This window comes from uncultured Cellulomonas sp. (genome assembly GCF_947494015.1).
Taxonomy (GTDB): domain Bacteria; phylum Actinomycetota; class Actinomycetes; order Actinomycetales; family Cellulomonadaceae; genus Pengzhenrongella.
Genome location: NZ_CANLTL010000013.1, coordinates 103,457 through 120,852, shown reverse-complemented (window position 1 = coordinate 120,852; position 17,396 = coordinate 103,457). Strand labels below are relative to the sequence as shown.

Genomic DNA, 17,396 nt, shown 5'->3' with positions numbered 1-17,396 from the left:
GGGTGCTGCGGGGCGCCGGCCGGGCGGCGGGGACGGCCACCGGCGGGCGCGCCCGGGCGCACCGGGGCGCGCTCGGGGCCGCGGGGACCCGCCGGCGTGCGCCGATACGGGTCCCCGCGGTGGGGGCGGGGTGCTGGTCACGTCCGGGGGGACGCGGCGCCGGACGCCACGGGCGTCGGCGCGGGCCCGGCGGTGTGTGCCGGGCGCGGCGGGATCAGGCCGTCGCGAGCGCCCGGGCGTCGTCGTCGACGAGACGCAGCGCGTCGCGGAACCCGGCGACCGTGCGCGCGACGCACTCCCGGCTGCCCTCGTCGACGACGACGGGGCCACCGGTGAGGTGGTCGATGTGGGTGTCGAGGACGAACCGCCCCGCGACGACGTGCCGCGCGCCGAGCGAGCTGAGCACGGGACGCAGCCCGTAGTCGATGGCGAGCAGGTGGGCGACGGTGCCACCGGTCGCCAGCGGCAGGACGACCTTGCCGCCGAGTGCCGCCTGCGGCAGGAGGTCGAGGAAGACCTTGAGCAGCCCGGAGAGGGACGCCTTGTAGATGGGGGTGGCCACGACGACGGCGTCGGCGGCGATGACCGCGCGCACGGCGGCCGCGATGGCCGGGTCGGTGGTGTCGGCGTGCAGCAGCGCCTGGGCCGGCAGCCCGCGCAGGTGCAGGACCTCGACGTCATGCCCCTCGAGGGCGAGGTCGTCGGCGACGTGCAGGGCGAGGGCGGAGGTGCGCGAGCGGGAGGAGGGGCTGCCGGTCAGGACGAGGATGCGGGACATGGTGGGTCCTTCGGTCTCGTGAGCGTCGAGGGACGCCCGGAGAGAGAGCGCGCGGGGTCGCGCACCCAGGGGACAGGTGAGTGGCGTCGGCCTCGGCGAGGCCGTCGGACGCCGGGATGGTGCGGGGGGGTACGGCGGGATGCGGCACGGCCGGACGCCGTGGGGCGCCGGACGCGTGCACCGGGCCGTGCACCGCAACTGTGCACCGGCCGGGGACGCCGGCCGGGCGGCCGTCACGCTCCGCCGACCGAGGCGAGCTCGGCGTCAGCGCGGGGCGACGGCAGCGGCAGCGGCAGCGGGTGCCGCGGGCGCGGGGCTACCGACAGCAGCGCGCCATGGCCATGGACATGCACATTCGCGGGGCGACGAGGTCGCGCGGCGATCGGTGCTGTCCGTGGGTGGCCATGGCCAGAGCGTGGCAGAGGTCACCCGGTCGGGGAACCCGGCAACCACCATGTGAGATAGCGTCCACATGGTGGTCACCCTCAGGCGTGCGAGCGCGCCACCAGCGTGTTCGAGGCCTGGGCGCGGGGGCGGATGATCATCGAGTCGACGTTCACGTGGTGCGGACGGGTCAGGGTCCACACCACCGCGTCGGCCACGTCCTGCGCGACCAGGGGCTCGTCGACGCCGGCGTAGACGGCGTCCGCGCGGGCCTGGTCGCCGCCGAAGCGGGTCAGCGAGAACTCCTCGGTGCGGACCATGCCCGGTGCGATCTCGATGACCCGGACCGGCTCGCCGACGAGCTCGAGCCGCAACGTGGTCGCGATCTGTCGCTCCGCGTGCTTCGCGGCGACGTAGCCGCCGCCGCCGGGGTAGGTGTCGTGCGCCGCGGTCGACGTGAGGACCACGACGTCACCGCGTCCGGTCGCCCGCAGCGCCGGCAGCAGACCCTGGGTGACCCGCAGCGTGCCGAGGACGTTGACGTCGTACATCGCGCGCCAGTCGTCGAGCGAGCCGCGCTCGACCGGGTCGGTCCCCAGCGCACCGCCGGCGTTGTTGACCAGCGCGTGCACCGGGCCGCCGGACGTGACGGCGTCGACGAGCCGGGCGACGTCGTCGTCGGACGTCACGTCGGCGACCACGGTGTCGGCACCCGTCTCGTCCGCAAGCGCCCGCAGGCGGTCCGCGCGGCGCGCGACCGCCACCACGTCCCAGCCCTCCGCACGCAGCCGCCGGACGGTCGCGGCGCCGATGCCCGACGACGCCCCGGTCACGACCGCCCTCAGCGCTGCCTCGGTCATCTGCCGCTCCCTCTGCCTGGTCCGAGCGCCGCCACCGGCGGCGCGTACGCCGCCCGGTGCCCGGGCCGGCGCGTCCGGGTGCACCCTGCCATGTCGGGCGCGCGGGCGCGTGCGGTCGTGATGGGATGAGAGCCATGGCGACGACGCTGTGGATGACGGGCGACGAGGCGGCGGACCGCCTCCTGGACGACGACCCCTTCGCGCTCCTGCTCGGCATGCTGCTCGACCAGCAGGTCGCGATGGAGACCGCGTTCGCCGGGCCGTACAAGATCGCCCAGCGCCTGGGGACCCTGTCCCCCGCCGCGATCGCCGACGCCGACCCGGAGGCCTTCGCGGCCCTGTGCGCGACTCCCCCGGCCGTGCACCGCTACCCGGGCTCCATGGCGGGCCGGGTCCAGGCCGTCGCCCGGGCCGTGGTGGACGACCTCGACGGCGACGTGACGCGGCTGTGGACGGACGGGGATCCCGACGGCCGGGAGGTGCTGCGCCGGCTCAAGGCGCTGCCGGGCTTCGGCGACCAGAAGGCGCGGATCTTCCTCGCCCTGCTCGGCAAGCAGCGCGACGTGACGCCGCCGGGCTGGCGCGAGGCCGCCGGGCCGTACGGCGAGGACGGCGCGCGACGCTCCATCGCCGACGTCGTGGACGAGCGCTCGCTGGGCGAGGTCCGCGAGACGAAGCGGGCTGCCAAGGCCGCGGCGCGGCAGTCGGCCGGCTGAGCGACCTGCCGGGTCAGCGCCGCCGGACGCCGTCCCGGGCGTCCTGCCACCCCTGGGCGTACGCCTCGGCGGTGCCGAGGGCGAACATGTCGTCCGGCCCCGTCCGCACCATGCTGCGGGCACCAGGTCCGTCGTCGTCGGTCACCAGGTGCGCCAGGCCGCGGACGACGGCGACCGGCCGCCCGGCCACCTTGCCCTTGACGAGCTCCGCGGCGGCGGCGATCTCGTCGGCGACCGCGGCGACGGTCACGTCCATCCGCCGGCCGTGCCCGTCGAGCTGACCGCGCAGGTCGTCCTGGACGACGACGCCGGCGGCGCCGATGGCGATGTCGGTCTGCCCCTGCCGCCACGGCCGGCCGGCGGTGTCGGTGACGATCACGCCGACCCGCACGCCCAGTCGCCGTCCCAGGCCCGCGCGCAGCGCACGCGCGGACGCGTCGGGGTCGACGGGCAGCAGCAGGACGGTGCCCTCGGGGGTGTTGCTGGCGTCGACCCCGGCGGCGGCCATCACCAGGCCGAGCCGGTTCTCCACGATGCGCGTCACGCCGCCGGGGTGCGGGCGGCTGGCGACCACGCGCACGGTCTCGTCGGTGATCGCCTGCTCGCGGTCCGCGGCGGCGACGACCCGCCCCTCGGCCTTGGACACCACCTTGCTGGTCACCACGACGACGTCGCCGTCCGCGAGCGCCGTCGGGCCCCCGGCCAGGTCGAGGTGGGCCAGGGCGCCCGCGAGCAGGTCGACGAGGTCGTCGCCGGGGGCGACCTCCGGCAGCCCGTCGGGCGCCGTGACGCAGAAGCCTGCGCTCACCGCACCAGCTTCGGCAGGACGTCGCGGCCGAACGTCTCGATCCACTCGCGCTGGTTGCGTCCCACGTTGTGCAGGTAGATCCGGTCGAAGCCGAGGTCGACGTACTTCTGCAGCTCGGCGCGGTGCTGGTCGGGATCGGCGGAGATGACCATGCGCCCGGCGAAGTCCTCCGGACGCACGAGCTTGGACATCTGCTCGAAGTCGAACGGGGACCGGATGTCACCCTTGGGGAACTTCATGCCGCCGTTGGGCCACTGCTGCATCGCGTTGGCCAGTGCGGCCTCGTCCGTCTCGGCCCAGGACAGGTGCACCTGGAGCACCTTCGGCATGGTGTCGGGGTCCTTGCCGGCGTCCCGCGCGCCCTCGGCGAACTTGCCGAACAGCCCGGCGATCTTCTCCAGCGGCGCGCCGACGGTGATCAGGCCGTCGGCGTGCCGGCCCGCGCGCTTGGCGGTCACCGGCCCCGCCGTGGCGACCAGGATCTCCGGCGCCACCTCCGGCATGGTCCACAGCCGGGTCGACTCCAGCTTGTAGAACTGCCCGGAGTGCTTGACGTCCTTGCCCGCCAGCGAGGCGTTGAACAGCTTGGTGATCACCTCGATGGCCTCGAACATGCGGTTGATCCGCTCGGGAGCCTCGGGCCAGTACCCCGCCACGACGTGCTCGTTGAGCGCCTCGCCCGAGCCCAGCCCGAGCCAGTGCCGGCCGGGGTACATCGCCGCCAGCGTGGCCGACGCCTGGGCGACCATCGCCGGGTGCCAGCGGAACGTCGGCGCGGTGACCCCGGGGCCGAGGTCACCGCGGGTCCGCTCCCCCAGCGCCGCCAGCACGTTCCACACGAAGGCGCTCTGGCCCTGCGCGGGCACCCAGGGCTGGAAGTGGTCGGCGGCCATCACCCCGGAGAAGCCGTGGGACTCGGCGAGCTCGGCGAGACCGATGATCTCGGTGGGGTGGAACTGCTCCAGCGCCGCCGCGTACCCGATCGTCAGGCCCTCAGCCATTGCGTCCCGTCCCCTCGCGCCGCCCGTCGGACGACCGTCGTCCGTCCGGCGCCCGTCGGCGGGCGCCCGTGGGCACCCGTCCGGGCGCCCCGGCGAGCCTAGTCCGCCGACCTCGGTGGCGCCGGGGACGGCCCGGGCCCGCCGGGCGGACGCCCGACGAGCCGGCGCCGCCCATCTGGGAGGATCGGACCCATGAGCGACCCGCAGCCCCACGCCGCCCCCACGTCCGCACCCGCCCCGGCGGTCCGCGGCCGGCGGGTACCGGACAAGGTCTCCTTGGACGGCCTCGAGGACCGCTGGGACCGCGCCTGGACGAGCGACCGGACGTACGCCTTCGACCGCACGGCCACGCGCGACCAGGTCTTCTCGATCGACACCCCGCCGCCGACCGTCTCCGGCTCGCTGCACGTGGGTCACGTGTTCTCCTACACGCACACCGACGTGGTGGCGCGGTACCGCCGGATGGTCGGCCGCGAGGTGTTCTACCCGATGGGCTGGGACGACAACGGCCTGCCGACCGAGCGGCGCGTGCAGAACTACTTCGGCGTCCGCTGCGACCCGTCCCTGCCGTACGACCCCGACTTCACGCCTCCGCAGGTGGGCGGGGAGGGCAGGAGCACCAAGGCCGCCGACCAGCAGCCGGTGTCCCGGCGCAACTTCATCGACCTGTGCGAGCGGCTCACGGTCGAGGACGAGCGCGAGTTCGAGTCGCTGTGGCGCTACCTGGGGCTGTCGGTGGACTGGACGCACCACTACCAGACCATCTCCGGCGAGGCCCGCGCCGTCGCCCAGCAGGCGTTCCTGCGCAACCTCGCGCGCGGCGAGGCGTACCAGGCCGAGGCGCCGGGGCTGTGGGACGTGACGTTCCAGACCGCCGTCGCGCAGGCCGAGCTCGAGGCACGCGACTACCCCGGGGCGTTCCACCGGGTCGCGTTCCACGGCGACGGCGGCCCGGTGCACATCGAGACCACACGCCCGGAGCTGCTCCCGGCCGTCGTCGCGCTGATCGCCCACCCCGACGACGAGCGGTACCAGCACCTGTTCGGCACCACGGTGCGGTCCCCGCTGTTCGGGGTCGAGATCCCGGTCCTCGCCCACCCGGCCGCCGAGCCCGACAAGGGCGCCGGCATCGCGATGTGCTGCACCTTCGGCGACCTGACCGACGTGCAGTGGTGGCGCGAGCTGCAGCTGCCGACCCGCTCGGTGGTGGGCCGCGACGGCCGGCTCGTGCGCGAGCTGCCCGCCTGGCTGACGGCGCCGGGCGCCGCGACGCTGTGGGCCGAGCTGGCCGGCACGACGACCTTCACCGCGCGGACCAAGGTGGTGGACGCCCTGCGCGACAGCGGCGACCTCGACGGCGAGCCGGTCCCCACCCAGCGCAAGGCGAACTTCTTCGAGAAGGGCGACAAGCCGCTGGAGATCGTCACCTCGCGCCAGTGGTACCTGCGCAACGGCGGCCGCGAGGCCCCCGGGCGTGACCTGCGCGCCGAGCTCCTCGCCCGTGGCACCGAGCTGGACTTCCACCCCGACTTCATGCGGGTGCGGTACGAGAACTGGGTCGGTGGCCTCAACGGGGACTGGCTGATCTCGCGGCAGCGGTTCTTCGGCGTGCCGTTCCCGGTCTGGTACCCCGTCACCGCGGACGGCGAGGTGGACCACGACCACCCCATCCTGCCGGGCGAGGACATGCTCCCGATCGACCCGTCCAGCGACGTGCCACCGGGCTACGCCGCCGACCAGCGCGGCCGCGCGGGCGGCTTCGTCGGGGACCCGGACGTCATGGACACCTGGGCCACGAGCTCCCTGACCCCGCAGATCGCCGGCGGCTGGCGCTCGGACCCCGACCTGTTCGAGCGGGTGTTCCCCATGGACCTGCGCCCGCAGGGCCAGGACATCATCCGTACCTGGCTGTTCTCCACGGTGGTCCGCTCGCACCTGGAGCACGGGTCCCTGCCGTGGTCGGACGCGGCGATCAGCGGCTGGATCCTGGACCCGGACCGCAAGAAGATGTCCAAGTCCAAGGGCAACGTCGTCACCCCGCGCGGGCTGCTCGAGGAGCACGGCTCCGACGCGGTGCGTTACTGGGCCGCCTCGGCCCGGCTGGGGACCGACGCCGCGTTCGAGGTCGGCCAGATGAAGATCGGCCGGCGGCTGGCGATCAAGGTGCTCAACGCGAGCAAGTTCGCGCTCGCCTTCGTCGGTGGCACCGAGGACGGCGACGAGCAGTCCGGCGAGGCCGCCGCCGCGGCGGACCCGTCGAGCGTCACCGACCCGCTGGACCGGGCGATGCTCGCCGGCCTGGCCGACGTGGTGGACCGCGCCACCGAGGCGCTCGAGGCGTACGACCACACCCGGGCGCTCGAGCTGACCGAGACGTACTTCTGGACGTTCTGCGACGACTACCTCGAGCTGGTCAAGGACCGGGCGTACGGCGGCGGCGCGGCGCAGGTCGACGCCGGGACGGCGTCGGCGCGAGCCGCCCTGGAGCTCGCGCTGGACACGCTGCTGCGGCTGTTCGCGCCGGTGCTGCCGTTCGCGACCGAGGAGGTGTGGTCGTGGTGGCGTGCGGGCTCGGTCCACCGCGCTCCGTGGCCGACCGCCGCACCCCTGCGCGCGGCCGCCGGCGACGCCGACCCGGCGCTGCTGGGGGCGGCGGGGGCCGCCCTGGCCGCGCTGCGCAAGGTCAAGTCCGAGGCGAAGGTGTCGATGCGCACGCCGATCCTGCGCGCCGTGCTGGCGGTGCCGCCGGCCGCCGTGGACGCCGTGGCGTCGGTCGCGGGTGACGTGCGCGCGGCGGGCCGGGTGACCGGGGACCTCCAGCTCGTGGCCGCACCGGCGCGGGACGGCCGCGACGGCGCCCCGGACACCCCGGCGCCCGCCGCCGTCGTCGAGGTCGAGCTCGGGGAGGCGGAGGCCCGGGTCCGGGCCTGACGACGCGCTCCGCCGCAGCGCAGCCCTCCTCGGGGTGGGCACGCACGAGGGGCCCGACCGCTGCTGCGGTCGGGCCCCTCGTGCGTGCGCTCCGTGCGGCGTCCCGGCCGGGCCGCGGTCACGCCGGTCGGCCAGGCCGGTCTGGTCGGGCCGATCCGGTGGGGCCGGTGCGGCTCAGACGACGTCCCGGACGCGACCGGTGTCCCCGGACTGGCTGAGCACCGCCTCGCTGGGCGTCGAGGAGTCCGTCCAGCGCAGGATCGCCCCCACGCCGTCGACCAGGTCGACGCTGCCGTCCACCGCGAACGTGAGCCCGGCGTCCTGGCCGAGCGCGGCCCGGACCAGCCCGATGTCGGCGCGCAGCTCGCGAGCCCCCTCGGTGACGCCCATGGCCTCCAGCCCGTCGCGGGTGCGGGCGATCTGCAGCGGGTCCGGGCCCACCCAGACGGTGCGGTCCGCGAGCGGTGACGCGTTGGTGGTCACCGACTCCAGCAGCACCACCTCGGACACCTGGCCCCGGCTGAGGACGTCGATGACGTCGTCCAGCTGCGTCGTGGCCGCGCCACCCCGGCCCTGCTCCTGGCGGAACAGGTCCAGGACCGCCTCACGGCGCCGCGCCCGGAACGCCTCGAGCGTCGCGTTCACCCGCTCGTCGAACACGTCCTGCTTGACCCCCTCGGACCGGGAGCCACCCGGGACCTCCACGACGAGCTCCTTGGCGTGGTGCCCCAGCTTCTCGTGCAGCAGCCGGACCTCGCGGACGTCACCGGTCAGGACGATGAGCTCGGGGTTGCGGCGGACCACCTGCTTGTCGATGTCCGCGGCGACGACCTCGGCGTTGCGCTCCCAGGAGTCCTCGGCGCGGTTCTGGGAGTGGTCGTGGTGCCAGCCGCCACCGGTTTTGACCTTGCGCAGCTCGTCGTGGTCGCCCTCGACCACCTCGTGGTCGCCCGCCTCGAGCCGGCCTGCGTCGTCGCTCCAGTGCAGGTCGGCGCCCTGCCGGTTCACCTCGACCAGCAGGTAGCTCACGGCCTCGTCCGCGGCACGGGCCGCCGGCAGCAGGGCCGGCACGGGCCCGTGGGTGGCCGAGTTGCGGTCCGGCGGGTCGGCCAGGACACGGTCGATCCGCACACCCTCGGCGTCGGCGATGAGCACCCGGCCGTGCGCGCCGGCGACCCGGGTCGGGCGCGTGATGACGTCCTCGATCTCCTCGAGGACCGGCTGCGGGGCGCCCTGACGTTCGAGGTCGCGCCGCAGCCCCTTCCACCGGTCGAGCACCTCGGTCTCCCCCGAGGGGTCGTTGCGGGTCGCGTCGACGTAGACGGTGGTGAACGGGCCGGTACGGCCGAGCAGCGGCTTGAGCCAGTCGAGCTTCATGGGCAGCGCCTCCAGGAGGACACGGGGATCGGGACCCGGCCGCCGCGGTGCGTGGCCGGGTGCTGACCCGTCCCACCTTCGACCACCCGGCGGGTCGGCGCCACCCCTGGCCGCGGGTCCCCGCCGCCACGTCGACGCGCGCGGCCGGGGTCCCCGAGCCGGTGCGGGCAGGGGGCATAGGCTCGGCGCAGCCATCGCCTCCAGGAGCCGCCATGCCCGAGTTCCACTCCCCGAGCCGGGTCGACGTCGACCCGGCGCACAGCATCAGCACGCTGCTCGCGCAGCGCGTCGCGCGCGACCCCGAGGGCCCCCTGGCCGAGCGGCGGTCGCCGCTGGACGGCGGCTGGGTCCCGGTGTCGGCGCGCGCGTTCGCCGACGAGGTCGCCGCGGTCGCGAAGGGCCTGGTCGCGGCCGGCGTGGAACCCGGGGACCGGGTCGCGATCATGTCGCGCACCCGCTACGAGTGGACCGTCGTGGACTTCGCCATCTGGGCGGCCGGCGCCGTCGGGGTCCCGGTCTACGAGACGTCCTCGGCCGAGCAGGTGCACTGGATCCTGTCCGACGCCGGCGTCCGTGCCGTCGTCGTGGAGACGTCGGCGCACGCCGCGACGGTCGAGGAGGTGCGCGACCGCCTGCCCGGCCTGGGTCCGGTGTGGACGATCGACGACGGCGGGCTGGAGGGGCTGTGCGCGTCCGGGTCGGGCGTGGACGACGCGGAGGTCGTGCGGCGCCGGGACGTGCCCGGCGCCGCCGACCTGGCCACGATCATCTACACCTCGGGGACCACCGGCCGTCCCAAGGGCGTCGAGCTGACCCACGGCAACTTCCTGCACCTCGCGCTCAACGGCGCCGTGGCCTTCGCCGACGTGTGCGCGACGCCGGGGTCGCGCACGCTGCTGTTCATGCCGCTGGCACACGTGTTCGCCCGGTACATCCAGGTGCTGTGCATCCCGTCCGGCGCGGTGATCGGCTACACCCCCGACCCCAAGCAGCTGCTGCCCGACCTCGCCAGCTTCCGGCCGACGTTCATCCTCGCGGTGCCGCGCGTGTTCGAGAAGGTCTACAACTCCGCGGAGCAGAAGGCCGGCCAGGGACCGCGCCTGCAGCTGTTCCGGTGGGCGGCGAGGGTCTCGATCATCTGGTCGCGCGCGCTGGAGACGCCCGGCGGGCCGTCGCGCGCGCTGCGGGCCCAGCACGCGCTCGCCGGGCGGCTGGTCTACGGCCGGCTGCGGGCGGCACTGGGCGGCCGGGCGGCCTGGGCGATCTCCGGCGGTGCCCCCCTCGGGGAGCGGCTGGGTCACTTCTACCGGGGCCTGGGCCTGCACGTGCTGGAGGGCTACGGCCTGACCGAGACCGCCGCCCCGACCGCCGTGAGCCGGCCGGACGCGCTGCGGATCGGCTCGGTCGGCCCGCCGTTCCCGGGCACCAGCCTGCGGATCGGGGACGACGGCGAGATCGCCGTCCGCGGGCCGCACGTCTTCCGCGCCTACCACGACAACCCCGAGGCGACCGCCGAGGCGCTGGTCGACGGGTGGTTCCGCACCGGAGACCTCGGCGCGATGGACGAGGACGGGTACCTGCGCATCACCGGCCGGTCCAAGGAGATCATCGTGACCGCCGGCGGCAAGAACGTCGCACCGGCCGTGCTCGAGGACCGCTTCCGTGGCCACCCCCTGGTCAGCCAGTGCGTCGTGGTCGGCGACGGTCGACCGTTCATCGCCGCGCTAGTGACGCTGGACGCCGACATGCTCCCGGGCTGGCTGTCCTCGCACGGGCTGCCGGAGATGGACACCGCGACGGCGGCGACGCACCCCGAGGTCCTCGCCGCCCTCGACCGGGCCGCCGAGCGGGCGAACGAGGCCGTCTCGCGCGCCGAGTCGATCCGCAAGGTCTCCGTGCTCACCGTCGACTTCACCGAGGCGAACGGCTACCTGACGCCGTCGCTGAAGGTGAAGCGGGCCCGGGTGCTGGCCGACTTCGCCGACCAGATCGACGCGGTCTACGCCGCGCCGCGACCGGGGGACGGGCACGCCGGCGCGGCCGGGTCGAGGCCGACGGCGCACTCGTGAGGGCCGACGCCGCCCGTGCGGCCGGGCTGGGCGTCGCGGTGGCGGCCCTGGTCGGCATCCCGACGCTCGGGCCGCCGCTGCTCGGCACGAGCGAGTCCGCCGCGCGGTACGACACCGCGGTGACCCCGCCGGACTACGCCTTCGCCATCTGGGCGCCGATCTTCGCCGGCTGCCTGGCGACGGCCGCGCGGGTCGGCCGGCATGCGACGGCGGGGCGGCCCGCCTCCGCCGAGGACCGGGCTCTGGGCTGGCCGCTGGCCGGTGCCTGCGCCCTCGCCGCCGGGTGGTCGGTGGCCTCGCAGGCCGACCGGTTCGCGCTCACCCCCGCGCTGCTGCCGCCGGCCGCCGGGTTCGCCGCGCTCGCGTTCCGCCGGCTGCAGGCGGTGCCCGGGACCGGCGAGACGATCGGCTCGGCGACGGCCGGTCTGCTGCTGGGCTGGACGGCGCTGGCGGCGGTGGTCAACCTGTCGGCCGCGACCCAGCTCCGCGGCGCCGACCCGACGTCGCGCGCGAGCGTCGTCGGCTCCACGGTGGCCGTCGCCGTGACCGCAGCCGGCGTCGCCCGCACCGTACGGACGGCGTCTCGTGGCGGCCGCACGCTGGCGGCCGCCACCGTGTGGGGCCTGGTGACCACGGCGCTGGACGGTCGCCGGACGCGGAGCGCGCGGGCCGGCACCGCGGTGGGTGCGGCGGTCGTCCTCGCGGCTGCCGTGACGAGGCCTCAGCCCAGGACGTGACGCAGGTACACCCGCGGGTCGCGCAGGTACGTGCGCCAGTGCGAGACGACCGCGAGGTCCTCCCAGGTGGTGCGGTGCAGGCCGTCGTCGTCGAGCTCGAGGATGGTGCACCCGGGCAGTGCGGTGAGCAGCGGCGAGTGGGTGGCGCACAGCACCTGGGCACCCGCCGCGGCGAGCTGGTGGAGCTGGTCGACCAGCGCCAGGCAGGAGGTGAACGACAGCGCCGCCTCGGGCTCGTCCAGCACGTAGAAGCCGGCCTGGTCGAAGTGCTGGCCCAGCACCTGGAGGAACGACTCGCCGTGGCTCATCTCGTGCAGCGGCGGCTCCGGGCGGCGCGGGCTCCCGGTCTCCTCCAGGTAGGTGTACAGACCGTGCATGGTCTCGGCCCGCAGGAAGTAGCCCCACCGTGCGGAGCCCGCCGACCGGACGAGCTGCAGCGCGAGGTGCAGCGGTGACTCGCTGACGCGGGTGGAGTGCCGGGCGTGGCGGCTGCCGCCCTCGGGGTTGAGGCCGGCCGCTGCGGCGACGGCCTCGACGATCGTCGACTTGCCCGCGCCGTTCTCCCCGACCAGGAACGTCACGCCGGCGGGCAGGTCCAGCCCGGCGTCCAGGAGCTGGCGCACCGCGGGGACGGCGTAGGGCCACAGGTCCGGGTCGTACCTCGCGTCGTCGCGGCGTCGGATCCGGCGGACGGGACGGACGTCGTCGAGGCTCACCGGGACAGTGTGACCCGGGCGCCCGGCTCCGGGGAGCGCGGCGGGAGGCCCGGCGGCCGCGCGCCCGGTCTCAGCCCTGGCTGCCGGCGATCTCCTCGTGGTGGCGGATGACCTCCTCGACGATGAAGCCGAGGAACTTCTCCGCGAACACCGGGTCGAGCCCCGCCTCGGCCGCCAGCCGGCGCAGCCGGTCGATCTGCTGAGCCTCGCGCGCCGGGTCGGACGGCGGCAGCCCCTGGTCGGCCTTGAGGTGGCCGACCCGCTGGGTGCACTTGAACCGCTCCGCGAGGAGGTGCACCAGCGCCGCGTCGATGTTGTCGATGCTCTGCCGGATGGAGACGAGCTCGGCGGGCACCGTCCCCGACGGCGCGGGGACGGTGGTCACCGGCTCAGGCACTCTTCTCGCGGGGCGGGCGCTTGGCCGCCGGCGGCGCCTCACGCGGCACGAGCGTCGGGTTGACGTTCTCGAGCACGACGCCGCGGTTGATGACCACCCGCGCGACGTCGTCGCGGCTGGGCACCTCGAACATCACCTGCTGGAGGACCTCCTCCATGATGGCCCGCAGCCCGCGGGCACCGGTCCCGCGCAGCAGCGCCTGGTCGGCGATGGCCTCCACGGCGTCCTGGGTGAACTCGAGCTCGACCCCGTCGATCTGGAACATGCGCTGGTACTGCTTGACGAGCGCGTTGCGGGGCTCGGTGAGGATGCGCACCAGCGCGGCCTGGTCGAGCGGCGAGACGGTCGTGATGACCGGCACGCGGCCGATGAACTCGGGGATCAGCCCGAACTTGAGCAGGTCCTCCGGCATGACCTCGCCGTACACGTCGACGTCGTCGGCCGAGTGCAGAGGCGCCCCGAAGCCGATGCCACGGCGCCCCGCACGCGAGGTGATGATCTCGTCCAGCCCGGCGAACGCACCCGCCACGATGAACAGCACGTTCGTGGTGTCGATCTGGATGAACTCCTGGTGCGGGTGCTTGCGGCCACCCTGCGGAGGGACCGACGCGGTCGTCCCCTCCAGGATCTTCAGCAGTGCCTGCTGGACGCCCTCACCGGAGACGTCGCGCGTGATCGACGGGTTCTCGCTCTTGCGGGCGATCTTGTCGACCTCGTCGATGTAGATGATGCCCGTCTCGGCCTTCTTGACGTCGTAGTCGGCGGCCTGGATGAGCTTGAGCAGGATGTTCTCGACGTCCTCGCCGACGTACCCGGCCTCGGTGAGGGCCGTCGCGTCCGCGATGGCGAACGGGACGTTGAGCATCTTGGCCAGCGTCTGCGCGAGGTAGGTCTTGCCGCACCCGGTGGGGCCGATCAGCAGGATGTTGGACTTCGCGATCTCGACGGCGTCACCCTCGGCACCGGGCAGGCGGCCCGCCTCACCGGCCTGGATGCGCTTGTAGTGGTTGTACACCGCGACCGCGAGGGATCGCTTGGCCGGCTCCTGGCCCACGATGTACTGCTCGAGGAAGTCGAAGATCTCCTTCGGCTTGGGCAGCTCCACCATGGAGACCTCGGTGGCCTCGGCGAGCTCCTCCTCGATGATCTCGTTGCACAGGTCGATGCACTCGTCGCAGATGTACACCCCTGGACCCGCGATGAGCTTCTTGACCTGCTTCTGCGACTTCCCGCAGAAGGAGCACTTGAGGAGGTCGGCCCCGTCCCCGATCCGAGCCACTGCCGTCCCCTCTCTCCGCCGGCGCCCGCCTGTCGGCGGACGGGTCGTGCACCGCGTCCGGGCTGTTCGAACGACCCCGACACGTCCAGTCCATTGCACACCACGTGCGCCGTCGTGTCAGCAGCAACACCCGGTCACCACCGGCCGAGTCCGACGACCCGACCGGTGGCGACCGGCGAGGTGTGCCGTCGGCGACCGTCAGGCCGGGACGGTGACCGTCGTGGCCGCCTTGCGGCTCTGCAGCACCTGGTCGACGAGCCCGTACTCCAGGGCCTGGTCGGCCGTGAGGATCTTGTCGCGCTCGATGTCGTTGCGGACCTGGTCCAGGGTGCGGCCGCTGTGGTGGGCGAGCGTCGCCTCGAGCCACTCGCGCATGCGGATGAGCTCGTTGGCGTGGATCTCGATGTCGGACGCCTGCGCGTAGCCGCCACCCTCCATCGCGGGCTGGTGGATGAGCACGCGGGCGTTCGGCAGCGCGAGCCGCTTGCCGGGCGTGCCCGCACCGAGCAGCACCGCGGCGGCCGAGGCCGCCTGGCCCAGGCACACGGTCTGGATCTGCGGCTTGATGTACTGCATCGTGTCGTAGATCGCCGTCATGGCCGTGAAGGAGCCACCGGGCGAGTTGATGTACAGGATGATGTCGCGCTCGGGGTCCGTGCTCTCCAGGACGAGCAGCTGGGCCATGATGTCGTCCGCCGACGCGTCGTCGACCTGGACGCCGAGGAAGATGATGCGGTCCTCGAAGAGCTTGGTGTACGGGTCCTGGCGCTTGAAGCCGTAGGCGGTGCGCTCCTCGAACTGCGGGAGCACGTACCGGCTGCTGGGCGCCCCGTACGGGAGCGCGCGGCCGCCGGCAAGGCGGCCGGCGGTGGAGATGAACTGCGACTCGATGCTCACGGGTTCTCCCTGTTCTGGTGGCTGTGGCCGGGCGGCGGGGTCAGGACGCGGTCGTGCCGCCGCCGCCGGCGACCGAGCCGGCGTGGGCGACGACGTGGTCGACGAACCCGTACTCCAGCGCCTCGGGCGCCGTGAACCAGCGGTCACGGTCGGAGTCGGCGTGGATCTGCTCCACGGTCTTGCCGGTCTGGTCGGCGATGAGCTCGGCCAGGACGGACTTCATGTGCATGATCAGCTGGGCGTTGATCCGCACGTCGGTCGCGGTCCCCCCGATCCCGCCGGACGGCTGGTGCATCATCACGCGGGCGTGCGGGGTCGCGTACCGCTTGCCCTTGGTCCCCGAGGAGAGCAGGAACTGGCCCATCGACGCGGCCATGCCCATCGCGACCGTGGCGACGTCGGGCTGGATGAACTTCATCGTGTCGTAGATCGCCATGCCGGCCGTGATCGAGCCGCCGGGCGAGTTGATGTACAGGTAGATGTCCTTGGTGGGGTCCTCCGCCGCCAGCAGCATCATCTGGGCGCAGATCGCGTTGGCGTTCTCGTCGCGCACCTCCGAGCCCAGCCAGATGATCCGCTCACGCAGCAGCCGGTTGTAGATGGAGTCGTTGAGTCCCAGACCGGCCCCGTCGGCCCGCCCGATCATCGGCATCTGCTCGTTCACCACAGCTCCCTCGTCTTGCTGCTTCTCGTACCCGGGCGCGTGGGCGCCGCCGGGTACCTGCGTTGTGCAGCGACCCTAACCCGGGCCGCTGACGCGCCCGCTCGCCGGTGAGCGCTTTTCGCTGTTGGCGCAGGCGGCCCGTCGGCGTGCTGCCCGGTGCACGGCCGGGGCCCCGTACCGCAGGTGCGGTACGGGGCCCCGTGGTGCCCGGGCACGCCCGCGGCGCGCGGCCGATCAGGCCTCGGTGGCCTCGGCGGCGTCGGTGGCCTTGGCGCTGTCGGTGGCCTTGGTGGCCTTCGCCCGGCTGGCCCGCGGCTTGGTGGCCTTCTTGGGCGCCTCGGCCGGCTTGGTGGCGGGCTCGGTGGCGGGCTCGGCGGCCGGCTCCTGGGCGGTGGCCGGCTCCCCGGCGTCGGTCGCCTGCGCGGCGGCAGCCTCGTCGACGGCGGCCTGCACCTGGGCGACCGCGTCGTCGACCGTCGCCGCCTCGGCCGCCGCGTCCTCCTCGTCGGAGCCGATGAACTCGCTCAGGTCGACCGCCGCACCGCTGCCGTCGGTCACGGTGACCTGGCGCAGGGCGAGCGCGAGCGCCTTGGAGCGGGCGACCTCGGCGACCATCGCCGGGACCTGGCCCTGCTCGTCCACCGTCTTGATGAAGGTGTTGGGGTCCATGCCGTACTGGCGGGACGCGCTGACCAGGTACTCGAGCAGCTCGTTCTGGTCCACCCGGACCTCGAGCTTCTCCGCCAGGGTGTCCAGGAGGATCTGGTTCTTCAGCGCGGTGGCGGCCTGCTCGGCGACCTCGGTGCGGTGCTCGTCGTCCTCGAGCCGGCTCTCGGACTCCAGGTGGCGGTGCACCTCGGCCTCCACGACACCGGCCGGCACCGGGATCTCGACCGCGGCGAGCAGCTGCTCGAGCAGCAGGTCGCGCGCCTGCACCGCCTGGGCGGAGGTCTTCGCGCCGGCGGCCTGCTCGCGCAGGTCGGCGGTCAGCTCGTCGAGGGTGTCGAACTCGCTGGCGAGCTGGGCGAAGTCGTCGTCGGCGGCGGGCAGGTCGCGCTGCTTGACCGAGGTCGCGGTGACCGAGATGTCGGCCTGCTCGCCCTCGTGCTCACCACCGGCCAGCGGCGCGGAGAACGTGGTGCTCTCCCCCGCCGACAGGCCGGTCAGCGCCTCGTCCAGGCCCTCGAGCATGTTGCCCGAGCCGATCTGGTAGCTCACGCCGCTGACCGAGTCGACGGGCTCGCCACCGACGGTCGCGGTCAGGTCCAGCACGACGAAGTCGCCCTCGGCCGCCGGGCGGTCGACGCCGACCAGCGTGCCGAAGCGCTCGCGCAGCGCGTCCAGGCGGCCGGTGACGTCCTCGTCGGACACCTCGACGTCGTCGACGGTGAGGGCGATGCCGTCCAGCGCGGGCAGCTCGATCTCCGGACGGACCTCGACCTCGGCGGTGAAGTGCAGCGAGGTGGAGGTGTCGGAGAGGTCCGGCACCTGCGTGATCTCGATCTGCGGCTGGCCCAGCGGGCGCAGCGCGTTCTCCCGGACGGCTCCCGAGTAGAAGGACTGCATGCCGTCGTTGATGGCGTGCTCGAGCACCGCACCGCGGCCCACACGCTGGTCGATGATGCGCGGCGGCACCTTGCCCTTGCGGAAGCCGGGGACCGTGACCTGGCTCCCGATGTGGGAGTAGGCATGGTCGATGCTGGGCTTGAGCTCGTCGTACGTCACCTCGACGGTCAGCTTGACCTTGGTGGCGTCCACGGACTCGACGGCGCTCTTCACTTC

General features: G+C 74.0%; 15 protein-coding genes. 4 read left to right on the top strand and 11 right to left on the bottom strand.

Translation table 11 applies throughout. The features are described 5' to 3' along the window. Positions 1-214 precede the first annotated feature (214 nt). Complete coding sequence (gene ssuE / locus Q0840_RS14725) at positions 215-778, bottom strand: NADPH-dependent FMN reductase (RefSeq protein ID WP_298460667.1); 564 nt, start codon at positions 776-778, stop codon at positions 215-217. A 485-nt stretch (positions 779-1,263) separates the two neighbouring features. After that, entirely contained in the window at positions 1,264-2,022 is a 759-nt protein-coding gene (locus tag Q0840_RS14720) for an SDR family NAD(P)-dependent oxidoreductase (protein WP_298460665.1), read from the bottom strand. A 134-nt stretch (positions 2,023-2,156) separates the two neighbouring features. Between Q0840_RS14720 and Q0840_RS14715 the strand changes: the two genes are divergently transcribed. Further along, the gene (locus Q0840_RS14715; protein WP_298460663.1) at positions 2,157-2,738 is read left to right on the top strand and encodes an HhH-GPD-type base excision DNA repair protein; all 582 of its coding nucleotides are present in this window, start codon (positions 2,157-2,159) and stop codon (positions 2,736-2,738) included. A gap of 13 nt (positions 2,739-2,751) precedes the next feature. Here Q0840_RS14715 and Q0840_RS14710 read toward each other — a convergent pair whose 3' ends face one another. Both Q0840_RS14710 and Q0840_RS14705 read right to left on the bottom strand, forming a co-directional pair. Beyond that, complete coding sequence (locus Q0840_RS14710; protein WP_298460661.1) at positions 2,752-3,546, bottom strand: coenzyme F420-0:L-glutamate ligase; 795 nt, start codon at positions 3,544-3,546, stop codon at positions 2,752-2,754. After that, positions 3,543-4,547: a TIGR03557 family F420-dependent LLM class oxidoreductase gene (locus Q0840_RS14705; protein ID WP_298460659.1), complete on the bottom strand. Its 1,005-nt coding sequence runs from the start codon at positions 4,545-4,547 to the stop codon at positions 3,543-3,545. The genes Q0840_RS14710 and Q0840_RS14705 overlap by 4 nt, the downstream gene beginning before the upstream one ends. Positions 4,548-4,739: 192 nt before the next feature. Here Q0840_RS14705 and valS point away from each other — a divergent pair, with 192 nt between their 5' ends. Continuing rightward, the gene (gene valS, locus Q0840_RS14700; RefSeq protein WP_298460657.1) at positions 4,740-7,478 is read left to right on the top strand and encodes a valine--tRNA ligase; all 2,739 of its coding nucleotides are present in this window, start codon (positions 4,740-4,742) and stop codon (positions 7,476-7,478) included. Between the two features lie 174 nt (positions 7,479-7,652). Here the strand turns inward: valS and Q0840_RS14695 are convergent, their stop codons facing one another. Next, complete coding sequence (locus Q0840_RS14695) at positions 7,653-8,855, bottom strand: hypothetical protein (RefSeq protein ID WP_298460655.1); 1,203 nt, start codon at positions 8,853-8,855, stop codon at positions 7,653-7,655. Positions 8,856-9,067: 212 nt separating this feature from the next. Here Q0840_RS14695 and Q0840_RS14690 point away from each other — a divergent pair, with 212 nt between their 5' ends. Further along, positions 9,068-10,924, top strand: a complete 1,857-nt coding sequence (locus Q0840_RS14690; protein WP_298460653.1) for a long-chain fatty acid--CoA ligase — start codon at positions 9,068-9,070, stop codon at positions 10,922-10,924. Further along, positions 10,921-11,661, top strand: coding sequence for a hypothetical protein (locus tag Q0840_RS14685; RefSeq protein WP_298460651.1), 741 nt, complete (start codon positions 10,921-10,923; stop codon positions 11,659-11,661). Before Q0840_RS14690 ends, Q0840_RS14685 begins: the two co-directional genes overlap by 4 nt. Here Q0840_RS14685 and Q0840_RS14680 read toward each other — a convergent pair. From Q0840_RS14680 to tig, 6 genes are all read right to left on the bottom strand, one after another. Then, entirely contained in the window at positions 11,646-12,377 is a 732-nt protein-coding gene (locus Q0840_RS14680) for an AAA family ATPase (protein ID WP_298460649.1), read from the bottom strand. The genes Q0840_RS14685 and Q0840_RS14680 overlap by 16 nt on opposite strands. Before the next feature lie 70 nt (positions 12,378-12,447). Beyond that, positions 12,448-12,762, bottom strand: coding sequence for a chorismate mutase (locus Q0840_RS14675; RefSeq protein ID WP_298460647.1), 315 nt, complete (start codon positions 12,760-12,762; stop codon positions 12,448-12,450). A gap of 4 nt (positions 12,763-12,766) precedes the next feature. Next, the gene (clpX, locus tag Q0840_RS14670) at positions 12,767-14,053 is read right to left on the bottom strand and encodes an ATP-dependent Clp protease ATP-binding subunit ClpX (protein ID WP_298460645.1); all 1,287 of its coding nucleotides are present in this window, start codon (positions 14,051-14,053) and stop codon (positions 12,767-12,769) included. A gap of 198 nt (positions 14,054-14,251) precedes the next feature. After that, entirely contained in the window at positions 14,252-14,950 is a 699-nt protein-coding gene (locus Q0840_RS14665) for an ATP-dependent Clp protease proteolytic subunit (RefSeq protein WP_298460644.1), read from the bottom strand. Positions 14,951-14,990: 40 nt separating this feature from the next. Next, positions 14,991-15,614 carry an ATP-dependent Clp protease proteolytic subunit gene (locus tag Q0840_RS14660; protein WP_298460643.1) on the bottom strand — a complete coding sequence of 208 codons (624 nt, stop codon included), beginning with the start codon at positions 15,612-15,614 and terminating at the stop codon, positions 14,991-14,993. A 234-nt stretch (positions 15,615-15,848) separates the two neighbouring features. After that, positions 15,849-17,393 carry a trigger factor gene (gene tig, locus Q0840_RS14655; RefSeq protein ID WP_298460641.1) on the bottom strand — a complete coding sequence of 515 codons (1,545 nt, stop codon included), beginning with the start codon at positions 17,391-17,393 and terminating at the stop codon, positions 15,849-15,851. Between the last annotated feature and the right edge of the window lie 3 nt (positions 17,394-17,396).